The 17,404-nt window shown below is 33.7% G+C and carries 11 protein-coding genes; 6 read left to right on the top strand and 5 right to left on the bottom strand.

Annotated elements, in window-relative coordinates; all coding sequences use genetic code 11:
• The first annotated feature begins 153 nt into the window (after positions 1-153).
• The 3 genes from G508_RS0108085 (at position 154) to G508_RS0108075 (ending at position 2,678) form a co-directional block, all read left to right on the top strand.
• Entirely contained in the window at positions 154-723 is a 570-nt protein-coding gene (locus G508_RS0108085; RefSeq protein WP_026704842.1) for a helix-turn-helix domain-containing protein, read from the top strand.
• A 92-nt stretch (positions 724-815) separates the two neighbouring features.
• Positions 816-2,303: a MauE/DoxX family redox-associated membrane protein gene (locus G508_RS0108080; RefSeq protein ID WP_026704841.1), complete on the top strand. Its 1,488-nt coding sequence runs from the start codon at positions 816-818 to the stop codon at positions 2,301-2,303.
• Positions 2,304-2,396: 93 nt separating this feature from the next.
• Positions 2,397-2,678 carry a DUF6520 family protein gene (locus tag G508_RS0108075; protein WP_026704840.1) on the top strand — a complete coding sequence of 94 codons (282 nt, stop codon included), beginning with the start codon at positions 2,397-2,399 and terminating at the stop codon, positions 2,676-2,678.
• A gap of 46 nt (positions 2,679-2,724) precedes the next feature.
• On the opposite strand, the gene G508_RS0108070 is transcribed toward G508_RS0108075, so the two are convergent.
• Genes G508_RS0108070 through G508_RS0108060 form a run of 3 tightly spaced genes read right to left on the bottom strand, consistent with a single transcriptional unit; the run spans position 2,725 to position 9,763 of the window.
• Entirely contained in the window at positions 2,725-5,340 is a 2,616-nt protein-coding gene (locus G508_RS0108070) for a S9 family peptidase (RefSeq protein ID WP_026704839.1), read from the bottom strand.
• Positions 5,340-6,713, bottom strand: a complete 1,374-nt coding sequence (locus tag G508_RS0108065; protein ID WP_157485914.1) for a RagB/SusD family nutrient uptake outer membrane protein — start codon at positions 6,711-6,713, stop codon at positions 5,340-5,342. The genes G508_RS0108070 and G508_RS0108065 overlap by 1 nt, the downstream gene beginning before the upstream one ends.
• 17 nt (positions 6,714-6,730) lie before the next feature.
• On the bottom strand, positions 6,731-9,763 hold the full coding sequence (locus G508_RS0108060) for a SusC/RagA family TonB-linked outer membrane protein (RefSeq protein ID WP_026704837.1): 3,033 nt from the start codon (positions 9,761-9,763) through the stop codon (positions 6,731-6,733).
• Positions 9,764-10,304: 541 nt separating this feature from the next.
• On the opposite strand from G508_RS0108060, the gene G508_RS0108055 reads away from it, so the two are divergent.
• The 3 genes from G508_RS0108055 to G508_RS0108045 all read left to right on the top strand — a co-directional run bounded on the left by G508_RS0108055 (position 10,305) and on the right by G508_RS0108045 (position 14,420).
• Positions 10,305-10,541 carry a helix-turn-helix domain-containing protein gene (locus G508_RS0108055; protein WP_026704836.1) on the top strand — a complete coding sequence of 79 codons (237 nt, stop codon included), beginning with the start codon at positions 10,305-10,307 and terminating at the stop codon, positions 10,539-10,541.
• A 220-nt stretch (positions 10,542-10,761) separates the two neighbouring features.
• Positions 10,762-13,734 carry an HsdM family class I SAM-dependent methyltransferase gene (locus G508_RS0108050; protein WP_026704835.1) on the top strand — a complete coding sequence of 991 codons (2,973 nt, stop codon included), beginning with the start codon at positions 10,762-10,764 and terminating at the stop codon, positions 13,732-13,734.
• Positions 13,734-14,420, top strand: coding sequence for a hypothetical protein (locus G508_RS0108045; protein ID WP_026704834.1), 687 nt, complete (start codon positions 13,734-13,736; stop codon positions 14,418-14,420). The genes G508_RS0108050 and G508_RS0108045 overlap by 1 nt, the downstream gene beginning before the upstream one ends.
• Positions 14,421-14,767: 347 nt before the next feature.
• On the opposite strand, the gene G508_RS0108040 is transcribed toward G508_RS0108045, so the two are convergent.
• Positions 14,768-15,190 (bottom strand): hypothetical protein, encoded by a 423-nt coding sequence (locus tag G508_RS0108040; protein WP_211223379.1) that lies wholly within the window; start codon positions 15,188-15,190, stop codon positions 14,768-14,770.
• Positions 15,191-15,270: 80 nt separating this feature from the next.
• Complete coding sequence (locus tag G508_RS0108035) at positions 15,271-16,500, bottom strand: AAA family ATPase (RefSeq protein WP_026704832.1); 1,230 nt, start codon at positions 16,498-16,500, stop codon at positions 15,271-15,273.
• Positions 16,501-17,404: the final 904 nt, after the last annotated feature.

Here is a 17,404-nt window from a genome sequence, read left to right as displayed (position 1 = left end):
ACCAGCAATGCTTTTTTCATTAAAAAAACATCCAAAACAAGGTGTTTAATTCCCGAATGAAACACTATACTTCTTGATTTATAAACTTCTATGCTATAGTTTTGTCAGCATTTCCCAACTTCCTTTCTGGCAATCATTCACACATATACCTTAATGGATAATCTACAAAACCAACAGCGAATTAAAAGCTTATACAAAATGCTTTTAGAAATGGCAACAGGAAATCTAGCGTTCCGAGTGGAGCCAAATGGTAGTGGCGATGAGTTGGACCAATTGGCAACCATGCTGAATGAAGTAGCGGAAAAAATGCAAAACATAATTTCGAAATACGAGTTCAAAAAACAACCTTATGATTACTGTACAAATCAAAATACTACTAAACAATCCGATGCCGAATTAATTCATAAAGTCCTTGACTACATCAAAAATCATTTAGAAGAACCTTTGCCAACAACTAAAGAACTTTCAAAAATGTTTGGCACTAATGAGTTCACTTTAAAAGACAGCTTCCGGAATATTGTAAAGACAAGCATCTATCAATTTTACAATGACGAGCGATTGAAGAAAGCGCATTTTCTAATCAAGGAAACAGCAATTCCATTGAAAGAAATTGCTTTGATATGCGGGTTTAATGATTATCCAAATTTCTATAAAGCATTTAAAAAACGGTACAATTTTCCGCCAAGCGAAGTAAAAAGAGAAAAAGAAAGCGATAGCCAATAAAGTCATTCCCAATTTTGCAAACCGATATTCCCGAAATGAAATAGGATAACATTTTCATTTATAGAATTTTACACTACCAATTCTATTAAACTATGAAAATAAAGGTCACCAATCTTAAAACAATTCTTGTAGAAATAATAAGTATTTTACTAATGATACTTTTTGTTTACTCCGCATTAAGCAAGTTATTAGAATTCCAAAACTTTCAAGCCCAACTCGGTCAATCACCACTTATAAGCGCATACACCGGATTTGTTTCCTATTCAGTTTTAATAATTGAATTCCTCATCGCTTTACTACTGGCTTTTCCAAAATCAAGATATATTGCTTTGTTAGCCTCATTTGGATTAATGCTAATGTTCACTGCGTATATTGTTGTTATTCTCAATTATTCCTCATTTGTGCCTTGTTCCTGCGGAGGAATACTTGAAGAAATGGGCTGGAAAGAACACCTAATTTTCAATATCGCTTTTACAATTCTCGCGGCAATAGCCTCAGTATTTATGGTAACGAATAAATCCAAAACAGTTCTAAAACTGGCAATTATTGCAATTATCGGTTCAGCTGTAATTGTTATTCTATACTTCTATTCAGAAAACACCATGCACCGCGAAAACCCATTCATCCGAAGATTTATTCAAGGTGCAACAACCCAAACAGCCGAAGCCGAATTAACAAATAATTCAAAATACTATGCAGGAACCGATGGCAAAACCATTTATTTCGGTGACAGTCAAGCACCATTACACATACTAGCTTACGATACCATTTTAAAAACCAAGCGTCAATATAAAATACAACTGGAGCGCGAAAACTTTCCTTTCGTTTCAGTACAAGTCCGAATTGCACCTCCTTATTTTTATCTGATGGATGGCACTGTACCAGTGATCTATAAAGGAAATATATCCGATTGGAAAGCAAAACTTGTAATGTATGACAACAACTACTATTTCTCAAAAGCCGAAATAATTGCTCCAGATAAAATAGCCTTTCGGGCACAACAATTAAAAACGCTTTATAACATTTTAGGAACGTTTACTTTCAAAGACAGTTTACAAGTAAACTATGCACCTCAGCTATTACAAAAGCAAATAGACGGCTTTTTTGATACTGATGGCATGATGCAGTTTGACCAACAATCGCAAAAATTCATCTACACCTATTACTACCGAAATCAATTCATCATAGCCGATACCAACCTCAAACTAATCCGTCGCGGAAGTACTATAGACACAACAACCAAAGCCAAGCTCAAAGTAGCGCACATTAAAGAAACGGGACAACGAAAAATAGCATCACTTCCGCCAACTGTAAACAAACTAACGGCAGTTTCTAATAATTTACTATTTGTAAATTCAAAATTAATCGGACGATATGAACCCAAAGAAATGTGGAAACAAGCTTCAATTGTGGATGTGTACAGCATCGAAAAAAACACCTACTTGTCAAGTATCTACATCTATAACATTAATAAAACCAAGTTGCAAGAAATGTTTGTAATAGATAATTATCTCTACGCAATAATTGGACATCGCTTACACAAATACCAGTTGAGTAAAAAACATTTCAACAACAAATAACAACATAAAAATCTATTCTGATCAGTAGCAGGAACGAGACTGAAAACCTGTAAAAAAGAGTAAGTCAAAAAAAATAATTAAAATTCTATTACCATGAAAACCATTTTAAAAGTGATCTTGCCAGTATTGGCATTCACATTGGCAAGTGCTGGAGCAGTGAGCACAAACGAGGCTAAAATTGCAGAATCAAAAAAAACAGTTTTAATCTCAGGATTCATCCAAAATCCTTCGCCTGCAATCTGTCATCCAGTTTCGGTGGATTGTCTTACAACTGGCAGTCAAGCATGTATGTCTAATGAAGACATTCCAAGACGAGTGTGGTTGAAAAATGGCGCAAATGCCTGTAGTGTAAATCTTTACAAACCGGTACCATAAGCTGTAAAAGAAATATGCAGTTTCCAAGAGGAAACTGCATATTATTTTAATTGGTTACAAAATCCGCTTTCATCCATTCTTTCTTTGGTTCATCTTTCAAATAATGACCAAACCAATCCTTCACTTTCAACGTCAAATCCTTCTGGTTATTTGGGTTAAATAGAACATGACCATCACTAGAATAGACCAACATTACGTTTTCTTTTTTCAATCGTCTGAATGCGGCGTAAAAGGCTTCTGACTGTTCAGGTCTTATATTTTGATCCAACTTTCCAGTCCATGTAAGTAAAGGAGTAGTAATTTTATCAGCGTTTTGTATAGGTGAATTGCTGTAATAAGCTTCCTTATTATCAAAAAACGGAAAACCCATTCGCCATTGTTGATTCTCATAACGCCAGCTGTCAATAGAACCCCAATCATTATTATAATTAAAATAATGTGTTACAACATCCGAAATGCCATTGCCACTTATTGCAGTAGCAAATAAATCCGTTTGAGTAAGTATAAAATTAGTTTCATAACCACCAAACGAATGTCCAAATAACCCAATTCTTTTTTCATCAGCTACTCCCATTTGTATCACTTTTGTAGCACCAGCAGTTACACAATCAGCAGCTGAAACACCAGTATTTCCTTTTTCATAGGCTATGTCAGCCAATAAAACGGCATAGCCATTGGTAGTCAAGTTGGAGATATTGAAACCGATGATATTATCATAGCTCGGATTTACATGTTTGTGCACATCACTAGAAACTACCTCATAAATATAAACAACCAAAGGAACTTTTTTAGTTCCGTCATAATTTGCAGGATAATACAAAGCTCCATTCAATGGTGTTCCCTTACTATCAGCATAATGTATCATTTCCGATTTGCCCCAATGATACTTCTTTTGATGTGCATTACTTTGAGCAATTATTTTTGACAAACCATTATTCTGAAACACTAGTGTTGGTGGCAAATCAAAACGTTGCTTCACACATATAAAAGCACTACCTTTTTTTGATTTAGTGTATTTAGTAACCATTCCATCTTCAACTATAAGGGCTTGTGGTTTTTTATTAGGTTGCAATTGATAATAACCGCGTGCACCACTATACAAATCAAATGCAGTCAGAATAAGTTCTTTTGATAAATCATAAATAAAAGTTCCGGTATTCGAATAATTAAACTCTTCAACATTAGAAATTGATGAAGTATCAAATCGAAACCGCAAGTTCTTTTCTTTACCAATAGTAAGTCGCATGCGTTGTTTGCCATCAAGAGAAATCGCCCAGATATCATGATAATCATAACACAATATAAATTTCCCATCTTTCGTCCAATCAGTCTGACCCCATAAGCGCAACTCCTGAGCAGGATCATTGATTCGGTTATCCCAACTAGCGTTTAAACCATGGGTAATATTGATATGTGATTTTTTTACAATATCATAAAGCCACCAATTACTATTGTTGTAATAACTAATATACCTACCATCGGGCGAAAAATCCATCTGACTATCATATCCTGTCTGTTCTTTCAACACCAATTCTTTTTCACCGGTTCTAATATCCATCAAGTAAAAGTCCATACTCGCATAACATTTATACTGCGGTTCATATTGATCAATAGCAGCCACAAGAGCATAATCTTGAGTACCGTTCAAAACAACCCATTTTTGTTGCTCCGAATTGAGTTGACGAACAATTTTTTCTATGGGCAACCAAACTGCTAAAAATTGCGGATAAGCCAAACTTGCGCGCATCGCTCGTTCTCTATAAAGCACCTTATCTTTTGTATGCCAAACTTCAACACCACTAGAATATTGGGTGGTATCTTTTGCAACAACTGAGGAAACACCAAAAAACACTTTTTTACCATCACGAGAAACTTTCAATTCAATATTTTGGTCGGGAGCAATTTTCAGTTGCGACGGAAAAATTGCATCCGAAGAGTTCAACGTAAATAACTGACTTGTCCCAAAATTATAATAAAACACTGCTTCATTTCCTTTATCAATGCCATAAAAAGCAACAGAATTTTCATTATTTTGCCACTTGAAAACTTCAAAAGTTTGTTTTGTTGGTTTCAAAATTTCTTGCTTACTGAAAGTGTTTTTAAAGTTCAAAGAGCCAACAGAACCATTACCAGTTGTAGAAGTTGCATAAACCAACTTGGTCTTATCATTATTCCACTCATAAGTAGTTACATTTTCAATCCGCTCAACAATTGTTTCGTTCTTTCTAATGACTAACGTACTGGCATTTTCCAAAGTAACCAAATACAGCCCATCTGCCGAAAACGCAAACCGACTTACATTTGGTAATAACTTTTCAGTACAGCTCTTCAAATCAAACAATACCAATCCTTCCTTTTTGATAAAGGCAAAGCTTTTTTCGCCATCAAACTGTCCAGAAACTGCATTGGGGAAAATAAACTTTTTCATCGTTTTCGTCTGAACCACAAACGTCGTATCAATCGAATTCGAGTACAAAAACCGATAACTAACCCAATTACCATTGTCAGACAATTGCTCTTGTATCATTCGATGCCACAAACCATAATCGGCTTCGGTCACATGCTTCTTAGTTAGCACCTGTCCCATTACAGGACAGGGAACTAACCCAACTAAAATTATGGCGATCACACCATAAAATGTTGGAAAAAAAGGGGCTCTCATTAATAACCGGGATTTTGAGTTAAGTTCGGATTAGCCAATAATTCCGTTTCGGGAATTGGCCAATGAACATCGGTACTATTCCAACCCAGTTTCACAATCGGCAAAACAGTATTCAAAGCACCATTTCGCTTCAAATCAAAAAAGCGATGTCCATATTCCGTGAACAATTCATAACGTCGCTCTTGTTGAACAGCTTCAATAATTTCAGCTTCAGTGTTAGCTGTTGTATTCGGTAATCCTGCCAAACTTCGAACCATATCCAAGTCTTGTTTGGCATTACTCAATTCGCCTTGTCGTGCTCGCGCTTCGGCTCTAATTAAATATTGCTCCGCCAATCGAAACACAATCGAATACTCCACAGAAGTTCCAGTATTCGTATTTTGTTTGTATTTATTAGCATGATACCAAGTGTTAGAACCATCTGTTACAGTGGCAATCCAATGACTTTTTCTAAGGTCATCATTCGCAAACGAACTATACAATTCGGCACGCAATCCAACAAACGGCGGTGGTCCTGTCTGAAATACAAAAACAGAACCTTCATCAGCATTATTGCCCGACAACTTCGGAGAAAACTGCCAAATCGTAGCCGTACAATCTTTCAAAAATATTTTATCAATATCCGTTTCCCAAACATACTCCGCATTATTCAAAACAGCCGAAGCAGCATTGGAAGCTTCTGCCCAATTCCCATTATACAAATACACGCGTGCTAACAATGCCGATGCTGTCGAACGATTAGGTCGAACGCGCTCAGGTGCAAAATAAGCTTCGGGTAATAATGCAATCGCTTGTTGCAAATCGGCAATAATATTGTTATAAACTTCCGATGTTGGCATTCTAGTCGCCAAGCGGTTTACCTCATAATCCGTAGTAGTAATATACGGCACATCGCCATACAAATTCGTCAAATAAGAATGCACCAAAGCCCTAACAAATAGTGCCTCGCCAATAAACTGATTTTTATCCGAAGTCGAAAGGCCAGTGGAATTTTGGCAACCATAAATCACTGCATTGGCACAATAAATTTGCTGGTAACTTTCATTCCACAACTGAGATACAATGGATGTTGTCGGTAGCAACGTATTATTAAAAATAAACGAAATGTTATCATCCGTAGTTCCGTAATAAGTCAATTCATCAGCATACAATCCCATACCAACGGCAGAACCAGTAGTCAAACCATTCAGTAATCCTGTATCTCTAAGTTTGGAATAAATATCAATCAGTGCAGCATTCGCTGTAGTTCTATCTTCAAAAACAGTCAAACCTGTAAGTTGCGAATTGGGTGTCTCAACATCCACAAAGCTATCACAACCCATCAAACTAAGTAACACAAATAAACTAAGTACTGTTATTTTAAAATTTTTCATAGTCATATAAATTAAGATTATAAAGTCAGTTTCACACCTGCCGAATACACTTTCAACGGTGGTAAAAAATTACTGAACTTAAATTCGGGATCTCCGTTAGAATAATTGGTAAAAGTCAATAAGTTCTGACCTTGTAAATACAATTGACATCGAACACCTGTTCTCTTTTCTAAAGGCAAATCATACGTCAATGATATGTTTTTCAAGCGCACATACGAAGCATCTTCAATATTGCCTGTACTCAATGCATAACGATAATACGCATTAATAATATCTCCATTAACGCCACTTGTAAAAGGCTGTTGCCCATCAGAATTGCTCACACTTGCCAACTGATTAACTGGAGTTCCCGGAACACCAGGTGTTGGTCCAAACGATTCCTGCTTCACAAACTGAAACAGAAAATCCAATTGCAGGTTTTTATATTTGAAATTGTTTTGCAAACCGCCAAAGAAATCCGGACTCAAATCGGCAATCTGAGTTCTATCACCTATCGAAGTAATTACACCATCACCATTCACATCTTCAAACTCATAAACACCAGTAGTTGGGTTCACACCTGTGTAATTATAAACTTTAACTATGTTGATGGGTTGTCCAACCACATAGCGGTTAGCATTAGGAGAACTTTCCAATCCGGGATAAGAAACCAATTTGTTTCTACTAGCCGAAATATTAAAATTGGTTGTCCATTCAAAATCCTTGCGTTGAATGTTTACTGTTCGTAGTGTAAACTCCAGTCCACTATTTTGAACCGTAGCATCAAGATTAGCATTCAACGAACTAAACCCAGTCGTTCCGGGCAACGGAATACCAACCAACTGATTAGAGGAACGATTAAAGTAATACGCAGTAGTCAAAAACAATCTATCTTTCAGAAAACCAGTTTCCAACGCCACTTCAAATTTCTTATTCGTTTCCCATCCAAACTCGGGGTTAAACAAACGTATCGGTTGCAATCCAATCAATCCTTGATAGGTGTTGCCCGATGAAGCATAAGTGTCCAAAAACTGATAATCGCCAATCTGATCATTACCAGTCGTTCCATAACTCGTGCGTAATTTTCCAAAACTCAACACTGAATTATCTTTTAAAAAGTTTTCATTCGAGAAAATCCAAGCCGCACCAACAGCGCCAAAAGTCGCAAACTGCTTGCCAGTTCCAAAGCGACTCGAACCATCACGGCGACCGGTAATATTTAGTAGATAACGTTCATTCCAATTATAGTTGATTCGGGCAAAAAAGGCTTGATACTTATAGATCGTTTCATCACTCAAGTCAATAGTTTTAATCGATGCCGAAGCCAAATCGTGAATCAAACTATTACTCGAAAATCCAAATCCATTCATAAACAATCGATTGGTTTTCTGTTGCTGAAAAGTACTTCCAACCAAAGCTTCTACTTTTCCTTTTCCAAGAGTGGTATTCCAATTCAATTGAGGTTCAACAATCCAAGTACTTCTATCAGTCTGACTAACACTCAATCCCGAAAACTCACTTCCTAATCCATAAGCCGGATTATACATCGTATGCGGCTGGGTTCTGCTTTCCGTATTCTTCAAATCCGAATAACCAAAACTCGATTTCGCTTGTAAATTCTTTAAAATTTGATAAGACAAAACTGTATTCGCAGTCAAGTCTTTTATATTCGAATCAAATTCCGACAACATGGTTGCCAACGGATTATCCCAAGTGCTATTCTCCCAATTCAAGTTCCCATCAGCATCATAAAGCGCAGGTGCATTAGGTGCCAAGGTTCGCGATACTGCTGTCAAATCAGTAGCAGGTTGATTATTCTTTTGCGCAGTATAATTTGCCGAAAACACCAACTTAAATTTGTCATCGTCTGAGGTATGATTCATATTAAAATGCGCAGCTCCTTTGTTATACTTAAAATCACCAGGAAAAACAGTCGTTTCCGTTCTATAATTCCCACTGAATAAATACTGAGTTTTAGCACTACCACCAGAAACCGAAGCTTGCAAATTGTTTACCTCAGCAGTACCTCCAATAAACTCCTTTTGCCAATCCGTATAGCGGTTAGCATCCCAAGTGCCATTCACATCATAAGCAAAATCGGGATAAACACTAATACCATCATTGGCAAATGCCTGTTGGCGCATTGCCAAATACTGTTGCGTATTCATCAATTTCGGAGTTCGGGTAACACTTCCAACACTAGTAGAACCATTCACGGTAAAAGTCGTTTTGCCTGCCTTTCCTTTTTTAGTAGTAATCAATACCACACCATTAGCACCACGCGAACCATAAATCGCCGTAGCATCAGCATCTTTGAGCACTTCAATACTTTCAATATCCGATGGATTAATAGAATTCAACGGACTGGTCAAACTCGGTGCAGTTCCACTAGTCGCAATTGAACCAATCGATTCCGACGAATACGGCACACCATCAATAATATAAAGCGGTTGGTTTCCATCAGCACGCAAACTATTCGTACCTCTAATTTTAATACTAAAAGCACCACCCGGACTTCCACTATCCTGTACAATATCAACACCAGCCATACGTCCTTGCATAGCCGCAAGTACATTAGTCACAGGTTGTTTTTCTATATCTTTAGAAGTAATCTTTGATATACTCCCAGTTCGCTCTTTATCTTTTACACTATAATACCCAGCATTCACAACCACTTCCTTCAAAGTTGTTGCATCTTCCTGCATTGTAACATTGATAGTACTGCGACTGTCAACTGTGACTGCGACTTCCTTATATCCTATAAAACTGAAAATAAGCACATCGCCTTCAGCAGCAACTATTGAAAAATAACCATTTTGATCGGTTATTGTACTTATGCTTTTGCCTTTAATGGTAACGGTAACCGCAGGTAGCGGACCAGAGGCATCGCTAACGATACCTTTAATTTGTTGTTGTATTGTTTGCACAGCATCCACTGAATACTGAACACTGAGCACTGAATACTCAAGATTTGTTTCTTGCTTCTTTTCTCTTGAAGCAAACGTCATTTGAAAACAAAGACAGCACATCATAATAATGCACCTGTCCTTGTACAATGAAAATTTATTCATAATTTTGGTTGAGTTAAATGAAACATTAGTTTTGTTTGTCCAGTCCTCTATTCTAGTTTTCCCGACGAGATAGAGGGCTTTTTTGTTTGTGTCATTGCGAGGCACGAAGCAATCTTTTCGATATAATCATGAACGCAATCTGAAGTTTAATTTGATGTTTTTAGCATAGGCACACAGTTTTAAAAGTTAATAAAACAACTGCGACGCTTGCTTTCAGCAATGCTTCAAATCTGTGAATAAACCAATTTTGTAGAATAAAAAAAGGCATGGAACTCAGCTTAAACGCTATCAAGGTACTGGTATACCAAACACACGAATAAGTGAGCCCACACCCGAGAGCGTGAGCATCTGTCTTATCATCTCGCGTGTTTAAAAATTACCAGTTTTTGATAACGAGATTCAAAGCGAATGCTTCAATATTGTATTTGAAGAATCGCAAAATTACATCTTTCAATGCAATCGAAATACAAATATATAAATATATTTGAAATATGTACTATAGTACATAACGTATTATTTGTTTTTTGTGTCATTTTGACTCATGCACGAATCACTAGATGAAATAGAAAGATACGTTATCTCTAAAGTAAAAGAAATCAGAGAAACTAAAAAAATCACCCAAGAAGATTTATCATTATCTATTGGCAAAAACATTGGGTTTATTTCACAAATAGAAGCTCCTTCTAAAAAAGCCAAATACAATATCGTCCACTTAAATTTGATTGCAAAAGTCTTAAAATGTTCACCAAAAGACTTTTTGCCTGAGAAGCCATTATAAGAACTACTACTAAAGATGCTGAATTGCATCTTTTTTTGTTTAATGTATAATTTTGAAATCAAGTTAAACTTAAGTATATTGACTAATCATTGAATAAAAGACTGGTTTTTAAAATGGATTTTGTGAATAAATTTGGGTAAAAACATTTGAAAATACAGCCGTAAACTTTCTATATTTTGATGAAAATGTTGCACTTTTGTATTTTAATTTTAAAAAAATAATGAATATACAATCAAAAGAATTTATTAGTGGACTTTCCCAATTAGAGATGGTTAATACTGATGGTAATTCTTTTGGCTTAATACATGTATCAGAACTTGAAGACCCTTCTGTAAATTACTACCAAAGGTTGTCACTTGAAAAAGCGAAAAAAGTTGGGGCTAACGCAGTTTATTTTAGAAATTTTCCTGATTTAAACAGACCCTCAAAACCACAACTTTATATTTTTGATTTTACTTCACACGAAGAAGATATCGTAGAAGTTCATAAAAATGTTTGGAGTAGCACCGAAGTTAGATTATACCTTGTAATCACTAAAACTGAAATAAAATTCTTTAATTCTTCAAAACCTGTAGAGCAAAATAAAAGCGGTGATTTACATATTTCCCCTTTTGAAACTTTAAGTATTGCTGGTGATGCAATAAAAAAATATAAAGAATATTCCGCAAAGAAATTTGATAATGGTTCCTTTTGGGAAGAAACTAAATATGATTTTGGTTATGGAGAGACTGCCTATGAAAAACTTATTTCTCAACTTAAGATAACAAGAAATCAATTTCTTGATGTAATAAAATTAGACAAGGAAATTGCTAGTAAACTTTTAGTTTTAGGAATTTTAGTAAAATATCTTGAAGAAAGAGTTGATATTGATGAAAATGGAAATGAAACCAGAGTTTTTACATCTGATTTTTTCAATCAAGAAAAGTTTGGTTACTCTTTTGATTTTACTGAAACGATTCGAAAAGGTAATGAATTCACCATTAACCTATTTGATTACCTAAGTAATCATTTCAATGGTAAAATATTTTATTTATCAGATGATTTTAAAGAACAACTACGAGGCAAAGATTTATCTCCTTTAGCAGATTTTCTATCTGGAGTATTGGATAAAAATCAGTTTGTTTTTTGGAGATTATATTCTTTTAATTACTTACCAATTGAGTTAATCAGTAGCATTTATGAAATGTTTCTTGAAGCTGATAATAGTACTGGAGTTGCTTATACTCCTTCCTATTTAGTTAGCTTTATGATTGATGAATGTATGCCAATTCATTTTCCAAAAAAAGATTTTAAGATACTTGACCCTACTTGTGGTTCTGGAATTTTTTTAGTTTCTGCCTATAAACGAATTATCGATTGGTGGAGAGTTACTAATTATCAAAAAACAGGAAAATGGATTGTTCCAGGAAAAGAAAATTTAGAAGAGCTTAAGAAATTATTAAAAGAAAGTATCTATGGTATTGATATTGCCAATGAAGCTGTTGACTTAGCTATTTTTAGTTTAAGTTTGACTCTTTGTGATATTTTATCCCCAAAAGTCATTTGGGAGAACCTTCGTTTTGATAATTTAAATGAGAATGTTGTAGGTTCAGATTTTTTTGATTGGTATCCTGAAAACACAGATAAAAAATTTGATTTAATTATAGGCAACCCACCTTTTATTGAGTACGGATCAAGAGAAACAAAAATTAATAGTTTGATTACTGGATTAAAATTGTCACAACAAGTTCCAAATAATCAAAGTGCTTTACTGTTTACTATCCTTGGTATGAATCTTGTAAAAAAAGAGAAAGGATTACTTTCTTTTATTTTACCCTCTGGTCCGTTATTATATAATAATTCTCAAAAACCAATAGATTTTAGAAAGTGGTTATTTAATGAATATAATATCCCTCAAATAATAGATTTTACTTATTTAAGCAATATTCTCTTTAAGAATAAAGGAAATGAGAAAAATGTTGCTGTTTCTGCCTTTTTCCTAGAAAATAAAGTCCCTGATACAAATCCAATTTATCATATTACAGTTAAAAAGTTAAAAACGGCCAAAGAGCGACAGTACTTTGAAATTGACCATTATGATTTTCATAAAGTTGCTAAAGTAGATGCTTTAGAGAATCCTTTTGTTTGGAAGTCTAATTTGTTGGGTGGAGGAAGGTTGGTGCCATTAATCAATAAGCTAACTAGTTTTCAAAGTTTGAAAGATTTTTTAGACGTGAGAAAGAAGAAAGGTTGGATTTATGGTGATGGATTTATAAAAGGTAAACAAGATGATGATTTGGTAGAATCTGATTTTGAAAAGAAAAAGGGAGGATATTCCGAAGCTACTTATCTTATGAATCTGGAATATGTTGAACCAGAAGATTTTTCAGAAAAAGGTATAAAGAAAACACAAATAAATACTTCAAAATATTTTCAATGGCCTAGAAATGAAAAAATATTTAAACCTTCATTGCTTTTGATTAAAAAGAATATTGGATCAAATTCAATTCCTGTTTTTTTTAGTAATGTAAAATTAGGGTATAAAAATGAAATAATAGGTATTCATTCCCCTTTAGATGAAACGGAACAATTAATCAATGTTTATAATAGAATTAAAGATAATTCTCTGTACAGATTTTATATTCTAACGACAAGTGCTAGAAGTGGAGTAAGCCGTTCAACAAAAACTACATTACAGAAAGATATTTTAGGTATTCCATTTCCAGAGGATGAGAAAGAAATTGAATTGACAAAATTTGATGAAATTCTAGTTCATGATACATTAGAGTATGGCTTAGAATATTTAGGAAAAGATACCAATTTAAAAGTTTTAGAATCGACTTCTGAAAAGGAATTAATAAGATTTGGAAAAATATTTTGTGAAGTTTTAAATTTATTGTTTGAAACTCAATCAAAAAAATACGTTCAAAAAAACATTTATCAAACGGAATCCTTTATTTGTGCTGTTTTTGAATATGGTAATGAAATGGCTTTTTCTAAAACACTTAAAACGGAAAATGAAATTGAAATCCATATTGCTCAATTGGTTTATAATAAATTAGGAACTAGTTATAGAATAAATAGGGTTGTTAAAGTTTATGATGGTGATTTAATCTATTTGATAAAACCAAAAGAATTAAGATATTGGCTGCAATCTATTGCTTTGAGAGATGCTGATGAAACTATTGTTGATCTTTATAATGCTGGATACTAATGTTAAAAGACAACTATAATCATGTATCTAATGTTCCCAATCCTTCTATTAAGAAAGGAACAATCAAAGAAAAATTAATTATTTTTCTAGAAGAAACTTTATACAAATTTCAGGAGCATTTCAAAGGTAAAGTAAACGAGTCTGAAGAAAATCTAAACGAGCAACTTGGTAAAACATTAAGTTATTTTTCAAAAAATCACGCATTTATCTTTCAAGCAGAGACTAAACAAAAACAACCAAGAGGTATTGATAGGCGGGTTGATATTGGTGTATTTAGGCATTATTCTGACCCAAATCCTTTTTTTACGATTGAGGCTAAACGATTGACAACATCAATGCCCAAAAATAGGGACAAAGAGTATGTTTTGGGCGAAAATCCAATCAAATCATCTGGAGGTATTGAAAGATTTAAAAACAATGTACACGGTGTCAATTTAAATCATAGTGCAATAATTGGCTATGTTCAAAATGAAAATGGAAAGTATTGGTACAACAGTATTAATAGCTGGATTCAAGAGCTTATTGACGATAAAATCAAATCAACATTAAACTGGTTTTCAAATGATTTACTAATTAACACTTGTGGATTTAAAGATTTAAGAGTTGTAAAATCAATTTCAAAAAGTGAAAAAATAAATGGGACTAAAATTATTCTTAATCATTATTTTATTAATTTGTGTGAATAATTACATGTATATTTTAATATGTTTTTAGAACCACTTAAGGTAAAATATATAATTTTGTAAGTGATTAATTAATTCAACCCCAGCTGAAGAAAGTGTTCCTATGGAAAGCTCCGCAAATGTCTTATGACTTTGCGATTTTTTGATTTTCACAAAATCATTCAACAAATAATAGACCCTGATAGCTGGGATTTACAATCTGCAATTTTTAATATTTTTAAACTTTCTTAGATTGCAAATTGAGAATTTGAAAATATAATGCTCCAACATCCATTTTAAATAACGTTTTTTTTCCTTTTAAAAATTTAAATTATTTTAAGAATAGATATAAAGATACTTTTGCTAAAATGTTAGTAAAGGGTTATACGATTTTCAATCCTGAATATATACCCAGTATCATTATAGAACCTATCCATACGCTGGGATTGATTTGTTCTAAACTTTGGATGTTCACTATTTGCAGCGTAAGCTTTTTTTATTTTAAAATGCTCTGCATACTCAGATGCTTCAAAATGCGTGATGGTAGTTCTTAATTGCAACTCTGCATCTACGATCCAATCACTGCCAAGCTGAGCACGTTGCTTTAATTCTACAAATATGATTACATCGTTATAGGAAAGAACCCCATCACACCTAGAATCTATTTTTCCATTCTCCTTTAGTAAAGGTATCTGATTATCTATACCTGTAAAATAGGCAATGCATTTATAATAATTATCAATTACAGCAATCCAATCCGCTCCATTTTCCTCATCAAGATAGGCAGGTTCCATTGACGGTGATGGTTTGTCACAAAGTCCAAACGATGACTTACTTGAAGAGTAAGGCCAAGTATTTCGATCGAATGTTATGCTCATAATTGTTGCTGAATTTCTAATAATTGCGCAAACAATTCATTTGTTTCGCCAAGTCTTTCGTTCAATTTGTTGTCGTCTGAAGGCATTCCATTATAATCTTCTAATAACGAAATAGTACCTTCTACCTCTTCCATTTCATAAACAACTAAATCATCACCATTTAAAACAGATATAATAGGTACAATTTGATGTATTTTTCGAACTACGTCATCACTTTTTGTGCTGCGCTCAAGCAATGAATGGGCTTTAACAGCTAGGGTTAAATAATTTAAAAGATAAGGACTGTGCGTTGTTATAACCAATTTGTTATTATCATTTTGGTTGCTAAATCGCACAAGCGTATTCAGTACCTCGCGCTGTGAAGTCGGGAACAAGTTTTGTTCAGGCTCTTCAACAATATTCAAAAAGGCAGAATAACTGCGTTGGGCAGATAAAAGTTGCAGCTGTGCTCGTTTTACATCTTCAGACAAAGTCGGATCGCTCATTATCTCTTGTACCTGCAAAAATAGATTCCTTTCCTCGTCTAAACTTAAATGTTTTGTCGAGTGGTCTCTTTTTTTATACAACGAATCAGCTAAATAAGAACTTACCATATAAAGCGGCACAAACGATTGAAATCCACTGGAAGCTTCAGTTAAATTAACGGTATAATCTTTACCTTTTATTCTAACTATATTACTAAACTTTTCATATTCCAATTGCGCATTATTGATAGGTAAATCAACTATTCCATCTAATGAATCTACTTCATCTAAAGCATCAAAATATTCATCAGCAAAGGTATAAAGCGTGCTAGGTAAACCTTTTAGGTTTCTAACATTTCTAACCGAACCAACCAAATTTCGTTCTGCCGGCACATACATAATCTTTGGAAAGGAATAACCATTTATAGGGTTTCTTTCAATAAACACGGCATCACTATTAGTATCATATCGAATACTAAAAGCCTTACCCTGGTATTCAATCTCAGTAGTGTCTTTAAAGTATGATCCGATGTTTTGGTAAGAGCAGTGAATCTTAAATTCTTCCCTTGTCAACGAAGTAAAATCACCTCGCACCAAAGCTTTTTCGATCCAAACTATGGTAGAAATTAATTTTGCTACAGTACTTTTTCCCGAACCTTGATTACCAATAAAAACGGTAACCCGTTTAATATCAAGCCATCCATCGTTAACTTGCAGCCCTTCCTTAATAGGTCCGAAATTTCTAATTCTAATTTTGCTCATTTTGTTTTTTATTCTTAATCGCAAATTTACATAAAATAATTTCGTCTATCCAATATTACTCGTGTAAATAGAAAATACTAGTTTTTGTTAATTATTATTTTTTAATAGTTAATGTGTCTATAAGTTGAAGAAAGAAGATGTTTTGTGAGAAAACGCTTGATAATTTGGATTTTTTAAATCACTTGGTATTGTATAAATCAACAAATTAATTATTGAAACGCCTTAAAACAAAAATAACGCTTAACAACTTTCATCTTCTTTCTACCTATTCTCCAAAAATTAATGAGTATCAATCCACTTGTTACGATTCAATTAGATTTCAAGTTTTTCATATTTTATTTAGCAATTTTATCAGCTTTATTCGTAATGGTAATAACATACTTTTTCATTACTACAATCAGCTGGATAAATTCTGGCTTCAAATGGAAAAAGCTTCTACCGTGTTTAATTAGCTTAATGGTTGTTGTTTTTATTTACTATTCTATAAAATCAGTTATCAATAGTAAAACAAGAAAAATTAAAAATACACTCCAAAATATTCCTAATTTACTTATAACACAGAACACTGAATTAATTTAATCATTTTAATTTTATCAATTAGCGCTGATAAAAACAATACATTTTGTCAAGTATTTTGCGTCGTTTACTTGACAAAATAGACGTTCTTAAAAATCAAGATATTATTTACTAGGAATATTAATTTAAAAGAAACTATTCGCGCAACACTACACAATGTGTAGTAAATCGCAAATGAAATACACCTCATATTTTATCTATTTAATTGCAAATAGTGAAAAATAGTGATAGTAATCCATTAATGAGATATCGCATATCGCAATATGAAATAAGCGTCCAAATTTCACGAAAAATGTAAAATAAATTCTGTAGATGTTTTTTTGAAGAA

Origin of the sequence: Flavobacterium soli DSM 19725, assembly GCF_000422705.1 — a bacterium.
GTDB classification, from domain to species: Bacteria; Bacteroidota; Bacteroidia; order Flavobacteriales; family Flavobacteriaceae; genus Flavobacterium; species Flavobacterium soli.
This window is presented reverse-complemented; position numbering and strand designations above follow the sequence as displayed.

Bases quoted from the DNA above. Each gene is read 5' to 3' on its own strand.
- G508_RS0108085 (WP_026704842.1), top strand. From the start codon at position 154: ATGGATAATCTACAAAACCAACAGCGAATTAAAAGCTTATACAAAATG.
- G508_RS0108080 (WP_026704841.1), top strand. From the start codon at position 816: ATGAAAATAAAGGTCACCAATCTTAAAACAATTCTTGTAGAAATAATA.
- G508_RS0108075 (WP_026704840.1), top strand. From the start codon at position 2,397: ATGAAAACCATTTTAAAAGTGATCTTGCCAGTATTGGCATTCACATTG.
- G508_RS0108070 (WP_026704839.1), bottom strand. From the start codon at position 5,340: ATGAGAGCCCCTTTTTTTCCAACATTTTATGGTGTGATCGCCATAATT.
- G508_RS0108065 (WP_157485914.1), bottom strand. From the start codon at position 6,713: ATGAAAAATTTTAAAATAACAGTACTTAGTTTATTTGTGTTACTTAGT.
- G508_RS0108060 (WP_026704837.1), bottom strand. From the start codon at position 9,763: ATGAATAAATTTTCATTGTACAAGGACAGGTGCATTATTATGATGTGC.
- G508_RS0108055 (WP_026704836.1), top strand. From the start codon at position 10,305: ATGCACGAATCACTAGATGAAATAGAAAGATACGTTATCTCTAAAGTA.
- G508_RS0108050 (WP_026704835.1), top strand. From the start codon at position 10,762: ATGAATATACAATCAAAAGAATTTATTAGTGGACTTTCCCAATTAGAG.
- G508_RS0108045 (WP_026704834.1), top strand. From the start codon at position 13,734: ATGTTAAAAGACAACTATAATCATGTATCTAATGTTCCCAATCCTTCT.
- G508_RS0108040 (WP_211223379.1), bottom strand. From the start codon at position 15,190: ATGGAACCTGCCTATCTTGATGAGGAAAATGGAGCGGATTGGATTGCT.
- G508_RS0108035 (WP_026704832.1), bottom strand. From the start codon at position 16,500: ATGAGCAAAATTAGAATTAGAAATTTCGGACCTATTAAGGAAGGGCTG.